Annotated in this window: 16 protein-coding genes; 2 read left to right on the forward strand and 14 right to left on the reverse strand. The window is 49.1% G+C overall.

Annotated features, from left to right (window positions below; translation table 11 throughout):
- Positions 1-56: 56 nt before the first annotated feature.
- The 3 genes from AC1S5B_RS11215 to AC1S5B_RS11225 form a co-directional block, all read right to left on the reverse strand.
- A complete protein-coding gene (locus AC1S5B_RS11215) occupies positions 57-3392 on the reverse strand; it encodes an efflux RND transporter permease subunit (RefSeq protein WP_482035761.1) in 3336 nt (1111 codons plus the stop codon).
- Positions 3393-3462: 70 nt separating this feature from the next.
- Entirely contained in the window at positions 3463-4809 is a 1347-nt protein-coding gene (locus AC1S5B_RS11220) for an efflux RND transporter periplasmic adaptor subunit (RefSeq protein ID WP_482035762.1), read from the reverse strand.
- Positions 4810-5301: 492 nt separating this feature from the next.
- Positions 5302-7047, reverse strand: a complete 1746-nt coding sequence (locus tag AC1S5B_RS11225) for a mechanosensitive ion channel family protein (protein WP_482035763.1) — start codon at positions 7045-7047, stop codon at positions 5302-5304.
- Positions 7048-7344: 297 nt separating this feature from the next.
- On the opposite strand from AC1S5B_RS11225, the gene AC1S5B_RS11230 reads away from it, so the two are divergent.
- Both AC1S5B_RS11230 and AC1S5B_RS11235 read left to right on the forward strand, forming a co-directional pair.
- Positions 7345-7842, forward strand: coding sequence for a hypothetical protein (locus AC1S5B_RS11230; protein ID WP_482035764.1), 498 nt, complete (start codon positions 7345-7347; stop codon positions 7840-7842).
- Positions 7843-8108: 266 nt separating this feature from the next.
- Positions 8109-9188, forward strand: a complete 1080-nt coding sequence (locus AC1S5B_RS11235) for an ISAs1 family transposase (RefSeq protein ID WP_482033858.1) — start codon at positions 8109-8111, stop codon at positions 9186-9188.
- Between the two features lie 199 nt (positions 9189-9387).
- Here the strand turns inward: AC1S5B_RS11235 and AC1S5B_RS11240 are convergent, their stop codons facing one another.
- From AC1S5B_RS11240 to AC1S5B_RS11290, 11 genes are all read right to left on the reverse strand, one after another.
- Entirely contained in the window at positions 9388-9705 is a 318-nt protein-coding gene (locus tag AC1S5B_RS11240; RefSeq protein ID WP_482035765.1) for an SH3 domain-containing protein, read from the reverse strand.
- Positions 9706-9797: 92 nt separating this feature from the next.
- Positions 9798-10454: a hypothetical protein gene (locus AC1S5B_RS11245; protein ID WP_482035766.1), complete on the reverse strand. Its 657-nt coding sequence runs from the start codon at positions 10452-10454 to the stop codon at positions 9798-9800.
- Positions 10455-10681: 227 nt separating this feature from the next.
- Entirely contained in the window at positions 10682-11734 is a 1053-nt protein-coding gene (egtD, locus tag AC1S5B_RS11250) for an L-histidine N(alpha)-methyltransferase (RefSeq protein WP_482035767.1), read from the reverse strand.
- A 256-nt stretch (positions 11735-11990) separates the two neighbouring features.
- Positions 11991-13256 carry a dicarboxylate/amino acid:cation symporter gene (locus AC1S5B_RS11255; RefSeq protein WP_482035768.1) on the reverse strand — a complete coding sequence of 422 codons (1266 nt, stop codon included), beginning with the start codon at positions 13254-13256 and terminating at the stop codon, positions 11991-11993.
- Between the two features lie 62 nt (positions 13257-13318).
- The gene (locus AC1S5B_RS11260; protein ID WP_482035769.1) at positions 13319-14038 is read right to left on the reverse strand and encodes a response regulator; all 720 of its coding nucleotides are present in this window, start codon (positions 14036-14038) and stop codon (positions 13319-13321) included.
- A 158-nt stretch (positions 14039-14196) separates the two neighbouring features.
- On the reverse strand, positions 14197-14871 hold the full coding sequence (locus AC1S5B_RS11265; RefSeq protein ID WP_482035770.1) for a Uma2 family endonuclease: 675 nt from the start codon (positions 14869-14871) through the stop codon (positions 14197-14199).
- Between the two features lie 585 nt (positions 14872-15456).
- Complete coding sequence (locus AC1S5B_RS11270) at positions 15457-16638, reverse strand: nucleotidyltransferase family protein (protein ID WP_482035771.1); 1182 nt, start codon at positions 16636-16638, stop codon at positions 15457-15459.
- A gap of 99 nt (positions 16639-16737) precedes the next feature.
- Complete coding sequence (locus AC1S5B_RS11275; RefSeq protein ID WP_482035772.1) at positions 16738-17553, reverse strand: segregation/condensation protein A; 816 nt, start codon at positions 17551-17553, stop codon at positions 16738-16740.
- A 173-nt stretch (positions 17554-17726) separates the two neighbouring features.
- Positions 17727-18080, reverse strand: a complete 354-nt coding sequence (locus AC1S5B_RS11280; RefSeq protein WP_482035773.1) for a LapA family protein — start codon at positions 18078-18080, stop codon at positions 17727-17729.
- 152 nt (positions 18081-18232) lie between these two features.
- On the reverse strand, positions 18233-19303 hold the full coding sequence (locus tag AC1S5B_RS11285; protein ID WP_482035774.1) for an AI-2E family transporter: 1071 nt from the start codon (positions 19301-19303) through the stop codon (positions 18233-18235).
- Between the two features lie 30 nt (positions 19304-19333).
- Positions 19334-20110, reverse strand: coding sequence for a DUF3153 domain-containing protein (locus tag AC1S5B_RS11290; RefSeq protein ID WP_482035775.1), 777 nt, complete (start codon positions 20108-20110; stop codon positions 19334-19336).
- Positions 20111-20158 lie beyond the last annotated feature (48 nt).

Raw genomic sequence — 20158 nt, forward strand, 5'->3', positions numbered from 1 at the left:
GGTTTTTTCCACTGGTCAAAGCGATCGCAGCTATCCGACTCAGCGACTCCAGTGTCTTAATCTATTATTTTGCTTGCCACTGGTTCTTGAGGCGTTGCAGGTTGCTGGGGCGTTGCAGGTTGCTGGGGCGTTGCAGGTTGAAAGTCATCGTGCGATCGCGCTTTTTTGCCTCGCCCTTTCAGCAGGTCTTGGTTGAAAAAGTCGTGCAGAATCACATAAAAGCAAGGGATGATAAACAGGGTCAACACGGTTGCCAGAGATAAGCCAGAGAAGACCACAATGCCGAGGGGCTGAAGAAATTCACCGCCTTGTCCCAAGCCTAACGCTAAGGGAAACATCCCTAAAACGGTCGTGATCGTGGTCATTAATACCGGGCGCAACCGTTGAGGTGCAGCTTTGAGGATTGCCGCGCGACGAGTACAGCCTTCGCGATCGCGAATTTGGTTTGCCAGTTCCACCATGATGATGGCGTTGTTCACCACGATCCCCACCAGCAGCACCGCTCCCACAATCACCGTCGCCCCGATCGCGGTCTTGGTAATGAACAGCCCAAAAATCCCGCCTGCCAAGGCTAAGGGAATCGTGAACATAATCACCAGGGGGTCAACCAGAGAATTGTATTGCACCGCCATGACGACGAATACCAAAAATGCCGCCAAGCCTCCCAAAATCGGCAGCGTTGCTTGAAGCTGTTGATTACTTTCTGCCGCCGCACTGGGCAGCACCCCAACCCCTTCAGGCAGGTCTTGTTGGCTCAAAATCGTTTGCACCTGCTGAATCGCCGCACTCAAACTGGCTCCCTGATTCAAACTCCCAGAAATCAAAAAGACCTGCCGCTGATTGATGCGGCGGATTTCCCCCGGAGCGCGTCCGGTTTCAATCGTTGCTACGTCGCCTAAGCGAATTTGGCGGTTGTTTTCTGTAAAAATGGGCAGTTGAGTTAGCTGAGAGGGCTGCTGAATCAATGCATTGTCTAGCTCAACCCGCACATCCACCAAGCGGTTCCCCCGTTGAATTTGGGTCGGTATACTGCCTTGAATCGCAGTTTCTAAGGTTCTACCAATATCTTGAATGTTGAGGTTTAAGTCGGCGAGACGGGCGAGATCGGGGCGAATTTGAATTTCAGGCTGGCGATCGTCGGCATCCGGGCGCACGGTGATTAGGGTTGCTTCCTGTTCCAAGGCTTGCAGCACTTGTTGTCCTGCTTGGGTGAGCGCCTCTTCATTTTCGCTTTGTAGGATTACGTCCACATCGGCTCCCCGCACCGGCGAGTTATTCAAAATCAAGCCGCGCACCTGCCCAGGATTAAGACGTAAACGAATATCCACTAAATTGAGTCTGCTAAAGGCTTTTGTCACTTTGGCAACATAGGCATCGACCGCAGTGCCCGGTTTTAGGGTAATCGTGCTGGAGCTTCGCAACGAGTTTTCGCTCGTATTACTGCCAAACAAGCTGCCGCCAATGGTGGAAAACACATATTCGGTTTCTGGCTGGGCTGCCAAAATCTCATCCACGGATGCCATCACTTTACGGCTAGTTTCTAAAGGCGTGCCGGGTGGAAATTGGGCATTTAAGTTTGCCTGCCCGGTATTAATTCGAGGCAGAATTTCTTGGGGGATTTGCCCTGCCAGCACCCAACTGCCGCCGCCTAAAATTGCCACTGTCAAGCCGACAATCAGCCAGCGTTTTGCCAGCGTTCCCTCTAACAGCCTGCCATATCCTTGAGTGGCATCGGTAAAGCGGCGATTGAACTGACGCAGCAGCCAAAACTTGCTGAGTCCACTGGATGCCTTAATGCCTAACAAGCGTGAGGCTAGCATGGGTACGACGGTAACCGCAATCAAAATCGAGGCAGCAACCGAAAAGGTAATGGTGAGAATCAGTTCATTAAACAGCAGGGCGATAAAGCCACCAATCAACAAGAAGGGCAAGACCGCAACCAGGTTAGTAGCCGTGGAAGCGACTAATGCCGACTCGACTTCTTGGCTGCTGTGCATGGATTGGTTTCTCAGTTGGGATCCGCTGAGTTGGCTGGTGGCATCTTTGCCAGGAGTCATGCCAACCCCTTCGGCGATGCTTTCCAACATAACGATGGAGTTGTCTACGACAATGCCAACGCCCAAGGCTAAACCGCCTAAGCTAAAGACGTTGAGCGATAGTTTGAACATTCCCATCAAAATAATGGCGGCGAGGGTTGCCAGGGGAATTGACACAACGATGATCAGGGCTTGGCGCACGGAACCCAGAAACAGCAGAACGGCGATCGCGGCAAGTCCCGTGCCAATCAATCCAGAACTCACCACATTGGAAATGGCATTTTGAATAAATATGGATTCATCCAAGGTGGGCAACAGTTTCATATCGGCGGGGATGGTGCCTTCCTGCTGCAATTCTTTGATGCGCTGTTTAACGGCTTCAACCACGGATATCGTGTTGGCATCGGGCTGTTTTTGCACACTGAGTTTAACGGCGGGTTGCCCATCCAATGCCACAAAAATCCGCTGTTGATTGGTGCCGTCAATTACGGTGGCGAAATCTCGCAGGTAGACTCGCTGGGCGGGAGCCGTCGTGGTCGATGCCGCCGATTGGGTGCTTGCTTGGGAAGAATTGCTGGGTTGCTGTCCGCCCACTTCAAAGGAGATACCCCCTAACTCTTTGGCACTTTTAAACCGACCTATCGCACGAGTCAGTGGCTCCGAATTGCTGCCCAAAATCCGTCCACCGGAAATATCTTGGTTGCGATCGCCCAACTCGGTCAAGACATCGTTTAGCCCCACGCCCACGGCTTGTAGGCGATCGAGATCTACCATCACCCGCACTTCTTCTTCAACGCCCCCGGACACATCCACCACTGCCACCCCTGGAATCACCCCCAACTCACGGGATAGCTCTTGATCTGCAAACACTCGCAAATCAACTAGAGGCATAGATGGAGAGGTGAGCGCCAGTTCGTATACCGGAAGTTGAGAGGGATCAACTTTAAACAGGCGCGGCTCTTCAATCGTCTCTGGTAACTGTCCGCGCGATCGGTTAAAGGCTGCTGTTGCATCATTTAATGCCTGGTCAATATTGCCACCGGGTTGAAAATACAAATCTAAATTCACCTGTCCTTCGCGGGTTTGAGAATAGACTTGCACCACCCCTTCCGTCGCGGAAAGAGCTTCCTCCAACGGTCTAGTAATTTCATCGACTGCCACCTCTGGGGAAGTGCCTGGGGCATTTAACCGCACCCCAATCCGGGGATAAGTGATGGAGGGCAACAAATCAACTTGGAGCGTGGTAATAAAGAAAACGCCCATGACAATGACTGCCAGGGTCAGCATCAACGTACCAATATGTCGCAGGATTGCAATGCGGCTAATGCTGAAACCAGTCGGTGGGGAAGGGTTCATAGGGAGTTATGAAGTACGAAGTACAAATGGTGAAGGAGAAAAAAGTTTTGAGTTTTGAGTTTTTAAAGTCCTATTCCTTATTCCTTTTTTGTCCTTCGGAGATACTGCTGAGTTTTACGGGGTCGCCATTTTTGAGGGCTTTGCTGCTACGGGAGACAAAGCGATCGCCGACTCCTAAGCCGGAGACGATCTCCACTTGTCCGTCTAGGCGATTGCCCAAGGTAACTGGACGAGCGGCAACAGTGGGCTTTTCAGCATTTGCGACGATGAAAATGTTGCCCTGGGTTGAGGCAGGACGACTGGATGCTTGACCGCCGCCGGAGGATGGGGCGCGAGATCGCCGATCTTGATCCGTGGTTAGGGCAGTTTCAGGCACCACGACACGAGCGATCGCCCGCTGAGTAAAGTCCACTCGCGCTAATAAACCGCTGCCAATGCTTTCATCCGGGTTGGGAATGATCACTTCGACTGGAATCAGGCGGGAAGTGGAGTCAGCAGCGGGGGAGATTCGGGCAATGCGTCCGGCGATCGCCTTTTTGGGGAATGCATCGAGACGAACTTGTACGGGTTGTCCTGTGCGGAGACTGCCTAGTTCTCGCTCGGACACCTGAACCACCACTTTCACCTGACTAAAATCGCCTAACTTAAGGATTTCGCTGCCCGGTTGAGCTAGATTGCCGGGTTCGGTGACGCGCTCTAAGACTGAGCCTGTGACGGGCGAAATTAGCTGGGTTTGAGACTGCCGCTCTTTTTCTTGAGCGACGATCGCCCGTTGAGCAATGACGCGACGCTGGATGGCGGTGACTGCCTGCTGCCGAGTTCGCACTTGGGCTTCAGCCGATCTCAGCGCTTGTTGAGCCGTACCCGCCGCCGTTCGAGCGGTTTCTGCGGCTTGGGCAGCGATCGCCCCTTCCCGGAATAACAGTTCCAGTCGTGCTAGATCTGATCGCGTTTGTTGTAGCCGCAATCGTTGGTCTTCCACTTGAGTTCGAGCCGCGCTAACCTCGGCATTTGCCTCTGCCACATCTGCCTGACGCGCCGCCACTTCAGCTTCGGCTTCCACCACCGCCGCCGCTAGCACCGCATCATTCAACTGCCCCACAGTTTGTCCCTGCGTGACGCGATCGCCCACATCAGGGGTTAGATCTAGCACCGTTCCTTCTACCTGCGATCGCAAGGAAACCTGGCGATAGGGCTGGGTGGTGCCTGTGTACTCGACGGGTTGTTGCAGGGGTAGGGCACGGGCGATCTCCACATCCACCGATGCCGGACTATTTTCCGCCTGCCGCTGCCCAGTTTGGGCTTCCGCTTCAGACTTGGGCAAAAAGCCACAGCCCGTAGTCACGGTCAACAGCCCTGCTAAAACGCTCCAACGCACGATGCCTTTTACAGTAATCGGCTCCACAATTTTTGGCATGACCGAAATCCTTCTAAGCTAATGTAGGAGCTTGATACAATTAGTTCTAAATGCAGTGATAGACTCCTCTCACCTTTTAGACTCTTATCAGCATGAATGGGTTCAATGCAGGTTTTCTAAGAATGCTAAAAGGCTCAGATCGCGTATGGATTGTATCGCTATATTAAGCGTTTTCGGATCGTCCAAATGACAGATCATGTCTCATGGTGACACAGCAGCAGTCCAAACCATTGATTGGTGTCCGTCCAAACCTTTAAGGGGCGCAATCCTTTTGAGTCAAGCTGCGATCTCACTGGACAGCTTTTTTGGCTCAGCAGTACTTTGTTTATGACCGCTACTTTTCTCGGCTTGTGGCTGATCGTCAGCATTCGGAGAGCGGAGCGATTCCAGTAATCACCCTACAGCTTTCTGCTGATGTGATTAACAAATTTCACTCTTTCTGAAAAAAAAGAGGTTTTTCATACAGATAGCTGGTAAACCCTTTTCCAACACTTAATTTTGCAGAGGAGACTTTACCAAATCCGTGTTGTAAGTGATCCGTTGCGGTCTACCAATCTCAATATTGTTTGCTTCAAATGCTTGTCGTACTCTTAGACGGAACTCTCGCCCAACGCTCCACTGTTCCATGGGTGCTGTTTTAATCCAAACGCGCACGAGCATTCCAGTGTGGGATAGATCATCAATCCCCAGCACATCAGGTAGTTCTGGCAAGCGATCGCGCCACTCCGGTTCGCTATAGATCTGCTGCGACACCTGCCGCAAAACATCAAGCACCTGCTTCGGGTCATTGTCATAGGCAACCACAATCGAAAAGTCTATGCGTGACCAGAGGCGGGTTAAATTGCTGACATCGCTAATATTGCTATTGGGAATGGTGATTAGTTGACCTTCGCCATTTCGCAGTTGGGTTACCCGTAGGTTGAGATTTTCCACCAGTCCGCCTTTATCCCCAATCTGAATTACATCACCTACGGCAAACTGATCTTCCATTAAAATCAAGCAACCGTTGACTAGATCTTTAATCAAACTTTGAGAGCCAAAGGAAATCGCCAACCCAACAACAGCGCCTCCTGCCAAAATTGAACTGGTTGGAACATTGAATAAACCCAATGTCCAGATAATTCCAACGATTATTAATACAAAGGTGACTAATCCTTTGGAGGCTTCCGCAATGGTAGTGCTTCTCAAAGCAATGCGTTGTGCTTCTTCAAACGGGAGAAGTAGACTGACTTTCCAGGAATGCATCACGCGATCAATCAAACTTTTACTAATACTGATCGCTAAACTAATGCCAAACCAGATCACGATCAATGCCAGTGGTGTTGCCCAGACGTAAAGACTCCATCTCATTAATACGGGAACGATGGACATGATTCGGGCAATGCCGATGTACCACATCAAAATGAAAATCCAGAACAGTGCCCATTTGAGAAACTTATTGATGTCTAATTGATGCTTCAGACTAAATTGGTGGTGCAGGGTTGCTAGAAACTGCGATCGCAGATCGGCAATTTCTCTAGCTTCTGTTTCTTCTCCTTCAATCATTTCTGATTGAGTTGTTGTTTCTGATTTCTGTTTTTTTTCTGCGTCTGCGATCGCTCTTAGTTCTTGTTGATAACGAGTTTCTAAGGTTTGTTGCTGATGAGTCAACATACGACGCAGAAACCAGATAATTCCACTAGCCAGTAATAGCCCCAGCAAGATTTTTAATGCCTGCATAATGCGTTGTAAGATAATCCCTGGTGCAGTCAACTGTTTAAACCGAGCCATTTCATCTTGCAGAATCTTTTGCCATTCTTCGGCTAATTCATCCAGGGTTTTGCCATTCCAGTCAGCATCCGGTTCTGTCACCGTTACTAAGCGAACCGGACGGGTGGATTGATCATCGCTAATTTGAATAATGGGTCGGTTGTTCAGAATGTATACCAGTACGGTTGGGATTTGTTTAGCTCTGCTGGTTCGGTAAAACACTCGCCATAACCGCTCATTCACTTCTTGCGCCCGGATTTCAACCGGGAGCTTGCCTTCTGGAATTTGATTTCGATTAAAAATCGTAGGCGAGGTGACTTCAAACAATAATTTGCTATCCAGAGGCGATCGAATCCACGCTGTTTCATACTCTCCAGCGCGTGTGACTCCATCTGGAGGATTGAGGGTATTATTGGTGGTATCAGTTGGCACAGCGGGCAGTTGACCGTGGACGAGCGCTCCCCAGCCCAGCACCAGCGCGAGGGTCATACAACTGATGAGTACAAACCGAATTATTAAAGGGCGAAATCGATTCAATCGGAACATACTGATAGAGCAATGATTGAAGTATGTGAATAGGGGAAGAGCGATCGCCCTTCAGAAGAATAGCGTCAATTGTTCGGTCGTAGCGGAGATGCGATCGCGATTGAGTTTATGCCAGAACCAATTCTATTAGGCTTAAATTTTCGGTTGGGAACAACTGAAGACGGCAATTAGGTCTATAACTGTAGAGTACTTAATCATGAGCAATGCTCCGAATACTACATTGGCACAGGAGAAGTTTGAATGAACGTGGAGATGGTGGCTTTGGCTGGCTTCATGACAATGGGAACAACGTTTGCGGCGGTAATCCCGCAGTTTCCCGTGACGACTCAACTCATCATTGCTCAGGAGAACTCACCTAAACCAATAGAGCCTCAGCAAAATGATCGGCGCGCTGCCACTGCGAAGATTAATCCCCAAAAGCCGATTCAAATTCGGGTGGTGAGTCAGACGACTGTACCAGTGGTTGCTTCATTGGGAGCAGCGGTGGGCGATCGCCCGGTTGCGCCGGGGAAAAGTGTGACCTTTGGTCGCCTGAACACCAGCTACTTGTCCCTGCCCATAGACTTGCAAGTCTCGTTAAAAAACAGCCCTGACCCCGCCAAACCCATTCGCCTATTTTTGGATGTTAAGACCGTGGGCAACGAGATTATTGTCGGTGTGAAAACCTCCCTCACAGGTGGCGGTAACTCTTCTCAAACAGTGGATATAGACCAAAAAGGCTTGATTTATCTCTTTTAAATTCACCAGATAAATTCACCAGAATCGCCATAGTCGAAGTCGCTTAAAGCACTCTAATTTGTTTGGGTAAGTTTTTGGGTGATGTTCTAAAAGTGTTGTTGCATAAAACCAAAATCCTGTAGAGACGTGAAATTAATTCCTTTGGAAACGCTACGCGAACGCGTCTCTACCACCAGGTCTAGAACACCCCCCTTTTCAGGTGCAGGGCTAGTTCATCAGTGGTAGAAAAATGATAATGGGTGATGCTCTTTCACCCCTAGCTAGCCATGAGCCTGATTGATGCTCTCAAACAAGTACGAGACTATCGAACCCAACCCCAGTATCCATTGTGGGTGATTTTGTTGCTGGTACTGATGGCAACGATGAGCGGGTGTGTGGGGTATCGAGCGATCGCGTGCTTTGTGGAGCGCCATCAAACCCAATTGTTAGGGGTACTCGAAGTGCCCTATGAGCGGTTACCCTGCTACTCGACGATTCGCCGCGCTTTGGTGCGAGTGGACTTTGAGGCGTTAACCGAGGTTTTCAATCAATGGGCACAGGAAACGGTTGAGCTGGAAGAGCAAGCCGCTTGTGCCGTTGACGGCAAGAGCATCCGAGTCAGTCTGAGAGATTACGACCAGGCGTATCAAGATTTTGTCAGTGTGGTGTCGGTGGTCAGCACTCGACTGGGACTGGTCGTTGGGGTGCAATCCATGCACAACAAAACGAGTAGTGAAATTGTAACGGTACAAACCTTGTTGGAGCACCTTCAGTTGCAAGGGGTGTGTTTTAGTTTTGATGCCCTGCACGCCAAAAAAAAAACAGTTCAGCAAATTATAGCCAGTCAGAACCACTACTTAATTGCCATCAAAGGGAATCAACCCAAATTATTAGCCCAAATCCAGCAGCAGTTTGAACACTCGTCTCCCCTCAGTTGTCACGTGGACTCAGAGCGGACGCGCAATCGCTCAACCCAACGCCGTGTGTGTGTATTGGAGCCAAGTGCCACCATTGACCCAAGTTGGGTCGCTCTTAAACGAGTGATTCGGGTCGAACGCACCGGACTAAGAGCAGGCATACCCGTTTCACAGACGGTGTTTTATATCAGTTCGCTGGCAACCGATGCCGCCGAGTTTGCCCGTCGTATCCGGCAGCATTGGCACATTGAGAATCGCCTCCACTGGTGTAAAGATGTGGTCTTTCAAGAAGATACGACTCCACTGTGTGAGGGTCACGCTTTGATTAATATGGCAATTGTGCGAACCTTTGCCCTTAATCTCTTCCGGCAGCATGGGTTTGACTCTTTGACTCAGGCGATTCGACAGGTTGCTCATGATATCCCTCGCCTATTTTCCTTCTGCCAATGAATCAGCCCTGCTTTTCAGGTGGGATAGCGTTCTTAGCTGCTGCCTCCTGCACAGAAACTTGAGGAGCCGCTGCTGATTTCTCCTCTTCTTTTTTGCCGAATAACTTGCCTAGAAAACCCATTTAATTTTATCCTCAAATAGAATAAAAAAATTGTTCAGTTCAGAGGTTTGCACCAGCGAACCTAAAGTTTTAAGCGCCTTACTCGCCACCATCGGCAAAGATGATGAAGTCGCTGCGAATCCAGCCGATCGCCTTCGACTGGACAAATTGCACCTTGCACCAGTTCAGCCCACTACCGCGCCGATCTTGATCCTTGATGCACCGAATCACTTTTACCTGATCACCCGGTACGCCATAGTGGGGTGAACCAGAATTAACCGTGGGTTGCGATCGCACATTGATCCGCGAGTTGGGATTGCTGGCTTTCAGGGTAGAAATACCACGCGCCAAAACAGGTGTCGCTGCCGATATAAAAGCGATCGCAGCCAGAACAAACGGAAAACTCCGTTTCAACATGAAAACAACTCCTAAAAAAGTTTTACAAGCAAAGCACCCAAGAATTGAGATCTCCGATTTTTTTAACAAGTCAGAGATCTAAGCCATCGCGACTATTTCGCACAATCTGCTGAGCCACCCGCATAGACGATCGACTGGTAGCGTCCTTCTTCGGTGAGAATAGTCACGCAGTAATTGGTTTTACCCTCCAGCCATTGACTGTAAACAGAATTGCCAGAAGGAGAAGCCTTGACGAAGCGATAGCCCCGTTGTTTGATTGCGTTTTCTGCTTGCCCTGCCCGTGCCCCCACTAAATCATTCAGGCGAGAGACAGTCGTACCTGCCGCAGGCTGGGAAACCGCAGCCATAGAACTTCCGCCCATCGTATTACCCTGATTGCCACTCGCATTACCCTGGTTGTTATGGGGAGCGGCATCCCAGTACACAAAGATGGATTCGTTGGCAAGGCGATAAATCTGTCCTTTGTCACCCAATCCAGACTGGCGATAGGCGGCTTTGCCATTTTGATCGCGATAATTGCCGGGGTTACTACCCACTGGGCGCAAGTCATAGCGTTTGCCATTTTGCAACTGAATCCCAACTGCTCCCTGTCGTTGGGAAAAGGTACAGGAACCAGAAGACTTGACCCGATCTTGCCCTTTGGGATAAACATCACAGCGGGCATTTACGGTGTCTGCTTTGGCGATAGCAGTAATACTAAGAGAAGCGATCGCCAAGCCTACAGATAGGAATGAATAGGTATACTTCATAAGGAAGAAATTTCTCAGCTAAAAAAAATACGCTATCGCATTTTAATGCGATAGCGTATTTTTTTGAAAAACTTTTTTCTTTTTCTTCTGAGGCAATAGCGGCTCAAGAATTTTCCATTCTGCCTGCGTCGGTGGACTGCTATATGCCATAGTGACCAGATTCAGAGGGTTATAGGTACCTTATTAAAGATATCAAAGGGGTTCTATAAACCTGATCGCAGCAGTAGTTACGGTCGATATTCTCCTAACAATAGCCCAAACCATTGATTGGTATCTATCCATACTTGCACTGAATCAATGCCCTTAGATTCAAGCTGCGATCGCAGGGTTGGCAGATCAAACTTGCGCGAAATTTCACTGCGGATGGTTTCTCCGGCTGCCATTTCAACCGTCAGATTTAAGGCTCTCAGATCAATCGTTTGGGCTTTGAGGCTGCGGAGATGCATTTCGATTTGGTGTAACTCGGTGTTGTAAAAAGCGAAATGTTCAAACTGAGTTACGTCAAAATTGCCGTTGAAGCGCTGGTTGAGATGATGCAACAGGTTGAGGTTAAAAGCCGCCGTAACGCCCTGACTATCGTTGTATGCCGCTTCTAGTTGGGCTGTAGATTTGTGGAGATCAACGCCGAGCAGAAAATAACCGCCCGATCGCAGCGCCAATCTCACCTGATCAAAAAAACGATCGCACTCTTCTGGGCTGAGGTTGCCCAAACTGCTGCCCAAAAAGCAAATCATTCGTTGGGGCAAATAGGCATCGGATAGGGTTTGAAGCGCCTGCTCATAGGTGCCCACTAAGGCATGAATTTTGAGTTGATCATAGGTTTGCAGTAAGCTCTGGGCGCTGCTTTCCAAAATTCCCGCGCTCACATCAATCGGGCGATAGCATAGGGGATGATCTTGCGCTTGATACGCCTCCAGTAATATCCGGGTTTTCGTGGAACTGCCGCTGCCCAATTCCACCAGTTCACAGGCTCCGGTGTGCTGCGCGATCGCCCCGGCATACTGCTGCAAAATCGCCGTTTCAGTACGGGTAAGATAATACTCTGGCAGATCACAAATTTGCTCAAATAGTTGAGAGCCGCGATCGTCATAAAAATATTTTGGCGGGAGTGTTTTGGGCGATCGGCTTAACCCCTGTACCACATCCGCGCCACCGTCTTCTACAGTAGGACTGTTTGACTCTGCCAAATAGTCAATCTTTAACCGAGTTGCCCACTCAGGAGGAATCTTTTCAGCAACAGATTGAAACGACATATCACCACCAGTTTGAAAAATTGACATGTAACCTCCACAACCGCCAATAGAAAAAACGGCGATGCCACTGTTCGCCATTTTGCCATTAACGGCTACCACCGTATGAAAGGCAACTGAGCAAAGGATGAGAAAAGAGAAAGTACGGGGTACGAAGTATAGGAAAAGAGGGGTAGTTTTGAGTTTTGCAATCGCCCTTCATCATTTCATGCATTTTGCACTCTCAACTCCGTACTCCCAACTCCGCACTCTCAACTCCGTACTCCCAACTCCGTACTCCGCACTCTCAACTCCGCACTCCTAACTCCTCCTTTGGTGCTTCCCAGTAGCTCAATATCACCGCGTTGGAGACGTTGCCAATCACATTAATCACGGTTTTGAAGCCATCGGTGAGGCGATCGACTCCAGCGACGATCGCGACTCCTTCTAGCGGTAAGCCTGCGGCGGCTAGTACCGTAGTCATGGTGATGATGGCGGCACCGGGCACACCGGGAGTGCTGAAGGAAACTAGAAACGAACTGAGGGCGATCGCCAACAGCATCTCTGCGGTGATGGGAATGTGATAAATCTGGGCGATGAATAATGCGTTGAAACTCTGCAAAATGGCGGCACCATCTCGTTTTAAAGCCGTACCAAGGGGAATGGCAAAACTAGCAATATCAGGGCGTAATCCGTAAGTCTCCTGGACATTTTGGAGGGCGATCGGCAGGGCGGCATTGGAACTGGCAGTGCCAAAGGCAAGGGAGAGTGCGGGAAACAGACTTTGCAACAGATGCAGGGGTTTTGCCTTGAGGATTGTCAATGCCAGCACATAAACTCCAGCCATGAGAAAAGTGGTGAGCAACAAACCCAACACGTAAACCAGCAGTTTGGCAATCACTGCCAATCCCTGAGTGGCAATGATGGAACTGATCAACGCAAACACGCCGATGGGTGCGGTGTAAAGAATGATCGATAGAATCTTTTCACTGATAGCGTAAACGCTTTCTACTACCGCTAAAAAACTGGCTGCTTTTTCTCCCGCCTGCTGAATCCCTACACCAATCAGGGCTGCCGAAAAAATGGTTTGCAGTAAATTTCCAGTGCTGAGCGCTTCCACTGGATTGACAGGCACCAGGCTAATCAACCAATCCAGCAGCGATGGACTTTCCACTTGAATTGTTGCCGCTGGTAAGGCTAATCCTGTGATTCCAAAGCCAGGTTGCAAGAGGCTGCATGTGACCATACCCAAAGCAACTGAGATCGCGCTAGTGATGGCATAGCTGGTCATTAGTTTGAGCGTATATCGCCCCACTTGGCTGGCATCTTGAATCCGGGTTAACCCCAAAATCAGGGAGGAAAAAACAATGGGGATGACCACAAACTGAATTAAGCGCAGAAATATTCGCCCAATCGGGTCTAAGACATAGCGGTCAATCCCTGGCACACTGGCTGGGACAAACTGATTTAGCCCAATTCCAAACAAAATTCCCACGCCCAAGGCGATTAAAATCAGCGTGGATAAGCTAATGGAGCGATTTTTGGGCGATCGCGGATCGAGAGTGGTTTCCATACGCCTCGCAAATAGTCATGTGCGAGGGTATTATCTCAGACTTGATCCAATCTATTTGCCACTTATGCCACCAAGCCCGATCGCAGTGCCCGAACAGCGGCTTGGGTGCGATCCTCTGCACAGAGCTTGCTCAAAATATTGCGGACATGGGTTTTGACGGTGCCCACGGTAATGTAAAGCTTGTCGGCGATCGCGGCATTGCTGCACCCCGACACAATCAATTGCAAAATTTCCAACTCGCGCTCGGTCAGGGGATAGCTTTCTAACACCTGTTCCATTTCTGAATCGACCGCACCGATCGCAACGGTTTTCGTTTGACCATTGCCATGACCATTAGATGGCGTTTGGCGAACTTGATGTAGCACCACATTGGCGATCGCGGGGTCAATCCACGAACAGCCAGAATGGGTTGCCCGTAGCGCTTCCACCAGCTTATCAATGCTGACATCCTTCATGCAATAGGAATCTGCACCCGCCGCAAATGCAGCCAACACCGCATCTTCGCTGTCATGCATCGTCAAAATCAAAATTTTCGTTTTGTCGTTGTGATTTGCAGCTTGAAATTGCCGGAACTTTTGAGTTAACTCAATTCCATCCATATCAGGCAAGCCAATATCGACGATCGCCACATCAGGCTCAGTACTTTCCAACACTCTCAGCCCTTGAGAAGCATTAGCAGCTTCGCCCACAATCCGAATGCCTTCCTGCTGCTTTAATGCTGTCCGCAATCCAATCCGGGTCAGATCATGGTCTTCGATTAGTACAACATTAAGTTCGCTCATTGCTCATTACCTTCCCGAGTGATAAAAGGTTTAAACCTTGATCATGTTTGTCCCTACTATCTAAATAGAGTTTTTAACTTCAAATCACATCCACCAATAGACATAGAGCCTCTCTCTAAAGGTAAATACCCGTGCGATCGCGGTTTGCAATGTTGACTTCACAACTGCCCACTCAACACCTGTGCTGCGGTTAACTGAAGAGCGGGAAAGGTGAGAGAATGCAAGCGGTCGCCATCCGTAAATATTACTTCTTCATACAACCCTTCTACCAACGTCAACACTGTCACCCGGTTCTGTTCTGGGTCTACAATCCAATACTCTGGAATCTTCCGAGCCGCATACTCAGAGCGCTTATGGCGATAATCCCGGTTTTCATTGCTTGATCCGGGAGAAACCACTTCAACGACTAATTGAGGAGACGGCATATCGAATAGAATGATGCTGCGGGAGGCACCTGCCAGAGCCGCCGCCGCTTCCTCGGTTAAGACCATGACATCCGGGACTCGTGTAGTGGCGCGGGAACCACTGACCACAATTTCTGTGCCACGCCGTAATAAAGAGGCAGGAACCACTTGCAAAAAAGCAGCGATTAGGATGATTGCAATAGCATTGTTTATGTCGCTTTCAGAGGGCATTTCAACCAGTTCTCCGTTAACCAATTCATAGCGCGTATCGGTGCCATCGTCATAGGTGAGATACTCCGCTAGGGTCATGCGTTGTTGAGTGTTGGAAACCATTGGGTCAGCAAACTCCACCGTGGAACATCGCTCTAGCCTAACATCGCTGTTGCATCGGCTGGAACTGAAGCAGCGATCGCGGATTGCCTGCCTCACAAGCCATAAATAATTCAGTCTCGCTACCTCATACCAATTCTCTATAGGGCTACATGGAATAAAGCTTCTAAAATGAAGTCATAGCTGGTCAATGACGCAACCCGCTCAGCGGTGAGTATTTTGAATTCGTAATCCAGGCGATCGCGCAATTGAGCGAGAGTAGCAAAATTTTCGCCCTTTACCTGCTGCTTGAGGAATTGCCAGAGACGCTCAATTGGGTTCAGTTCTGGACTAGATGGCGCAGTCGCTTGCCGCTTGCAAGCAGGTTCTGCAACGCTAGTAAGGCGAGTAAGATGTTTTTTTAGACAAATCCACCAACGCTTGATCCTGCTTCAGACTTTGAGGGTGAGGCACTTTTAATTTAGTGTTCAGCCGATACCGAACGGTTTTATAGACAGTCTTGTACTTCACGCGCTTCCCACGCGTCCTCATTTCCTCCACGCCCCTCCACTACGGTACTTTTGGCGGCTTATTTATCTGGAAAATTTAGCAAACGTCAGCTACGAAAAAGTTGACCGGATCTATCAACCCGGCTTAACCTTTCGAGTCGGCGTGTCAGCAAATTTTTGAGCCGAGTTTTTGAGCCTAAACGCCAATACTTCTGCCATCGGTTTTGAGTAGCTCTGCGATCGCTTGTCTTTCCATCGGTGGCTGAGAGGGTAATTCTTGACGGCGATCAGTAATGAGCCAGTCTAAGGATGCTGCTTGCACGTCAATCGTGGCTCCCGTTTTATCCACACAATAGCGCCCATACACCAACTTATCTACCAGCCGCACCCCTGCACCCAGACGAGAATAATCAAAAATTACGCTATTTTCTACGATCGCACCACTACAAATCCAGCAGTTTGAACCAATCATGGTTGGACCAATAATTGTCGCGCCGTCTTCAATCTGGGTCATGCCACCGATATAAACCGGGCCTTGAATATTAACCTTGTCTAAATTGACCGCAACGTTCAGTCCTGCATACACTCCAGGCGCAATTTCACGTCCAGGAATTTGCACATTTTTCACCTGCCCCGACAACACCGCCCGAATGGCTTGCCAGTAGTCAGGCACCTTACCAATATCGACCCATTCAAAATCCATGGGAATCGCGTAGAACGGCGCATCTACCTCTACCAATTTTGGAAACAACTGACCGCCAATATCAAACTCTACGTCAGAGGGAATGTAATCTAACACTTCGGGTTCAAAAATATAAATCCCTGTGTTGATATTGGTGCTGAGCGCGTCTTCAACATTTGGCTTTTCCTGAAACGCTTTGATTTTGCCATTCTCATCGGTCACCACTACGCCATAGCTAGACACCTCTTCGAGGGGGACGGTTTTGGTAATAATAGTGGCGATCGAGCCTTTTTCTTTATGCCATTTCACAGCGGCAGTCAGGTCTAGGTCAATCAGGGCATCGCCGCACAGCACTACAAATGTGTCGTCAAAGAAAGGAGAAAAATCCTGAATGCGGCGCATCCCTCCAGCGGAGCCAATTGCTTTTCCCTGCAACTCGCCATTTTGATCAATATAGCCTTCAAATGAGTAAGCAATTTGTACGCCAAACCGCTGCCCATCCCGAAAGTATCCTTCAATTTCATGGGCTAAATGACTAACATTCACCATGATCTGGTCAAACCCATGCTGCCGTAGTAGCTCTAACAAAAACTCCATCACTGGTTTTTGCAAGATCGGAATCATAGGCTTGGGAATCGTGTAAGTGATCGGACGAACCCGTGTGCCCTTGCCCGCCGCCAAAATCATGGCTTTCATAGTACTCCTCTCAATCCTCAGCCCTTAAATTTTAACCGTCTAGCTCCCTAAACGCTTCATGAAGAAGCATGTCAGAACGTGAGATGCCCTAGTTTCCACCTAAGCTAACCCATCTATAGGCAGGATGTCAGCATTAAAGCTCAGTGGACGGACTTTTAGGTCTTGATAAAACTCTTCCTGGGAAAGTTCTACTTTGGATTGGGCAGACAGCAACAGCAATGCCCAAAAAATACCCACGCGATCGCGCCTGGGTGGATGCTGAGTATCAGACCGATGGTTATCAGCGGGTTGCGCCTGTGCCCAGAGGTCTAACAGTAGTTCAAAATCGAGCCAGTCTTGGGAGGCGAGAGTCGTCGCGTGTTCCTCAAAAAATTGCTCTAGCGTTGCCGCCATTTCAGACAGGTTTTCTTGGTGAGCAAGCTGGGCGATCGCCCGCACTGCTTGAGATCGAGACTGAACGGCTGGGCGTTGAAATCGCTTGCGAGGCGATGGATCGTCTAAGGCTTGGGCGATCGTGCGTAACTGCTCAATTAAATCATTTAGGGTGACCCGACGGCGCTGGGGTGGTTGGGCAACGGCACGGCGGCGGATCTGGCGTTCCAAATGAGGCGGTAATCCACTGCTAGCATCTTCCAGCATCACAGCATCGTCGGGGCAATGCTCTTCCGCGATCGCAGGCTCGGCTTGAATCAGATTATCGGCTTTGAGCAACACGAGCATAGACGCATACAAAAAAGCCTGCCCAGACGACGACAGACTTTTTTCGTAAGGTTCTTGCCCACTCACAACCGCAGGCAGTTGGTTGAGAAAGCGATCGATCACCTCAATCACGTTCACATCCCAAGGGTCAATTTCCCCTTGTTCTGCCATATCGATCAACAGGGCGATCGCGTCTTCTGCTAAAGAAACGGTCATGAATTCTAACGACCTATCGAAGAGAGATTCGCACAAACCAAAGGGCAGCTAACAAAATGAAGCCAAGTAGCACTAAAGGCACCCACAAGCTCCATAAATTTAACGGAGTAATCAAATCAACAGCCGACATGGTTGAATCCTAGCCTATGAAAGCGCGATCGCACGGGTTGTACCTAACTGACTAACTCAGCTTCAGTGGTTCGATCAGGCTGAGCCGCTGGCAATAGGCGCTGCTGCTCGATTTCGGCTTTGTAATGCTCCACATCTTTTTCTAAGGCTTGAATCCGGTCTTCCCGAACGCGGATATCTTTACCCACTTCAACCATGCGTTGTAGCCGAGTCCACACACTAAACACCCATGCCAGCACTGCCCCAATCCCCATTGCCAAAATCAACTCAATCGACAAAGGTGCCTGAAACTGAATATCTTTAACGATGTGAATCGGCACAAGCTCAGTATTTTCGATGCCAAATAGAACCAATGCCAGACAAATCACAAAAATGATGACAAAGTTAACCTGTTTCATATCCCTTCAATGTTCAAATTCATTCAATCCTGCTGATAAAAGTTTTACCAGACACAGGCAACAAATGGTTGAGAGTAATCAATTCTTTAAAGGCGAATGGCGAATCCAACCTCCTTTCTAAAACCTGACCCCTGAAACCCGCCCCCTGAAACCTATTCCCTACCACCTTCCTTCTCTTGCCACGACAGTGACGACTGTTCATGAATGGCATCTAGAGTTCCTTTGATGGTGCCCGCGATCGGGACAGCCACGACAATTCCTAGAAACCCTGCAATTTGCAGCCCGATCAGCAGGGCGATAAAAATCCATATAGGATTGAGTCCCGTAAAGTCGCCCATGAGTTTTGGGGCGAGAATATTATCTCGAACCTGTTGAAAGATGGTTGCAGCGATCGCCACCTGCACCATTAGCCAAGGGTTTTGCAGCAACAGCAACACTAACACCAGCCCAATTCCCAATGCCGGACCGACCAGAGGAATAATTTCAGAAATCCCAATTAACACCACGAACAACAACGCAAACGGCACTTGCAAAGCAAGAAAAATGGGCAGCAGCGCCACCATCATGAACACCGCTAGCAAAATTTGACTAATAAAAAAGTTATGAAAGTTATTCTGTAGCGAGTTGCCGATCGCCACTCCATATTGTTGAGGTAACCGATTAATTGCGCCTCGCCAAAGACGATTGCCATCCAACAGCATATAGAACGCTAAAACCAGTAGAAAAGTGCTGCTAAGCGCCCAGTTTAAGGTTCCTAATGCCAACCCAACTGCCTGCTGCGCTAAGGGATTCAACTGGCTTTGAATTTGGTCATTAATTCGTTGGCTAAATCCTTGTAAATCTAACGGTAGACTGCGTTCTTTTGCCATCATATCCAGCGCCTGCAAGTTTTTGGCACTCGCTTCTAGCCAATCTGGAATCCGATTGAAAAGCTGGGTTGTTTGGTCTACGATCACAGGTAACAGAGTCACGCCGGCAATGACTAAAATCGTGACTGTTAGAAATAAAACAATCGTGACTGCTTGGCTGCGTGACAGATGAAGTTTTTGAAACAATCGCACGGGATAATTGAGCAAAAATGCCAGGATGGCTGAAGCAACCAAGAGCGTAATTAGCCCTTCAAAGTAGCGAAATACTTGGCTAATTAGCCAAATATTTAAGGCTGCAATAGGACCGCTCAAACCCAAAATGAGAAGGCGTTGCAGGTCAGGAAAACGTCGCATTAGAGCGCTGAGTGAAAGGGCAGAATCAGTCTAAGGAGAGGGCTGCTGAGCAGACGGATGAAGGATTTCGGATGTTTGGGGATATTTGAGAAATCTACCAAGCAGCACGAAAAGTAGGATAGCAATACTGCCTAAGCCAATCGAGTTAGGCATCCAAAAGAGGGTGTCTATCACATTTTCTTCGCCGGGAATCAATGTCCAAGTGAGTTTTTTTCCACCCTTGAGCGATCGCGGGTTCAGAGTGCCGGGATTGGCATGGCTGCGAGATCCCCAGGGTGTATCGAGCTTGAACTCAAGATTAATCAAAGATGCGGGGCTAACCAGTACGTCACCCGTTGTCGAACGAACACCCAGCGATCGCAAATCAATCTCATACCGCAGTCGATTACGCTCTACTAACAGAAAATTACTGTGTTGAATGGCTAAATGCCCTGTTACAAGGGGAATGCTGCTATCGGCTGTGACCCGCGTAGATTGCCCCAAACTGCTATAAAACTGATTAAATTTTTTCTCTAGATCAACGCTACTGATAAAGGGAATTGCCACTGAAAGCCCATCAGTATTACGTTGTAGTTCGCCGCCTAGCTTACGCGTCGTTTGCTCAATGGCTTCAAGCCATCGCTGCTGCTCTTGACTGTTGAGGCTTTGCAGCCGTTCGCTGAGTTGGATATGCTGCACAAACTCCCCTTGGTTGGGGCTGCGATAGTGAATGGTGGTGTCGTAGTCGATACAGCCAGACAGAGAAATAGACAGGAGCAATAAGCAGCAGCTAGTCCGAATAAAGTTTAACCATTTTTTTATTTGCACGGGTCTATCTCCTGTTGCTGATTGATGCAGTGCGATCTCCCAGTTTGG

Source organism: Leptolyngbya sp. CALU 1928, assembly GCF_056784215.1.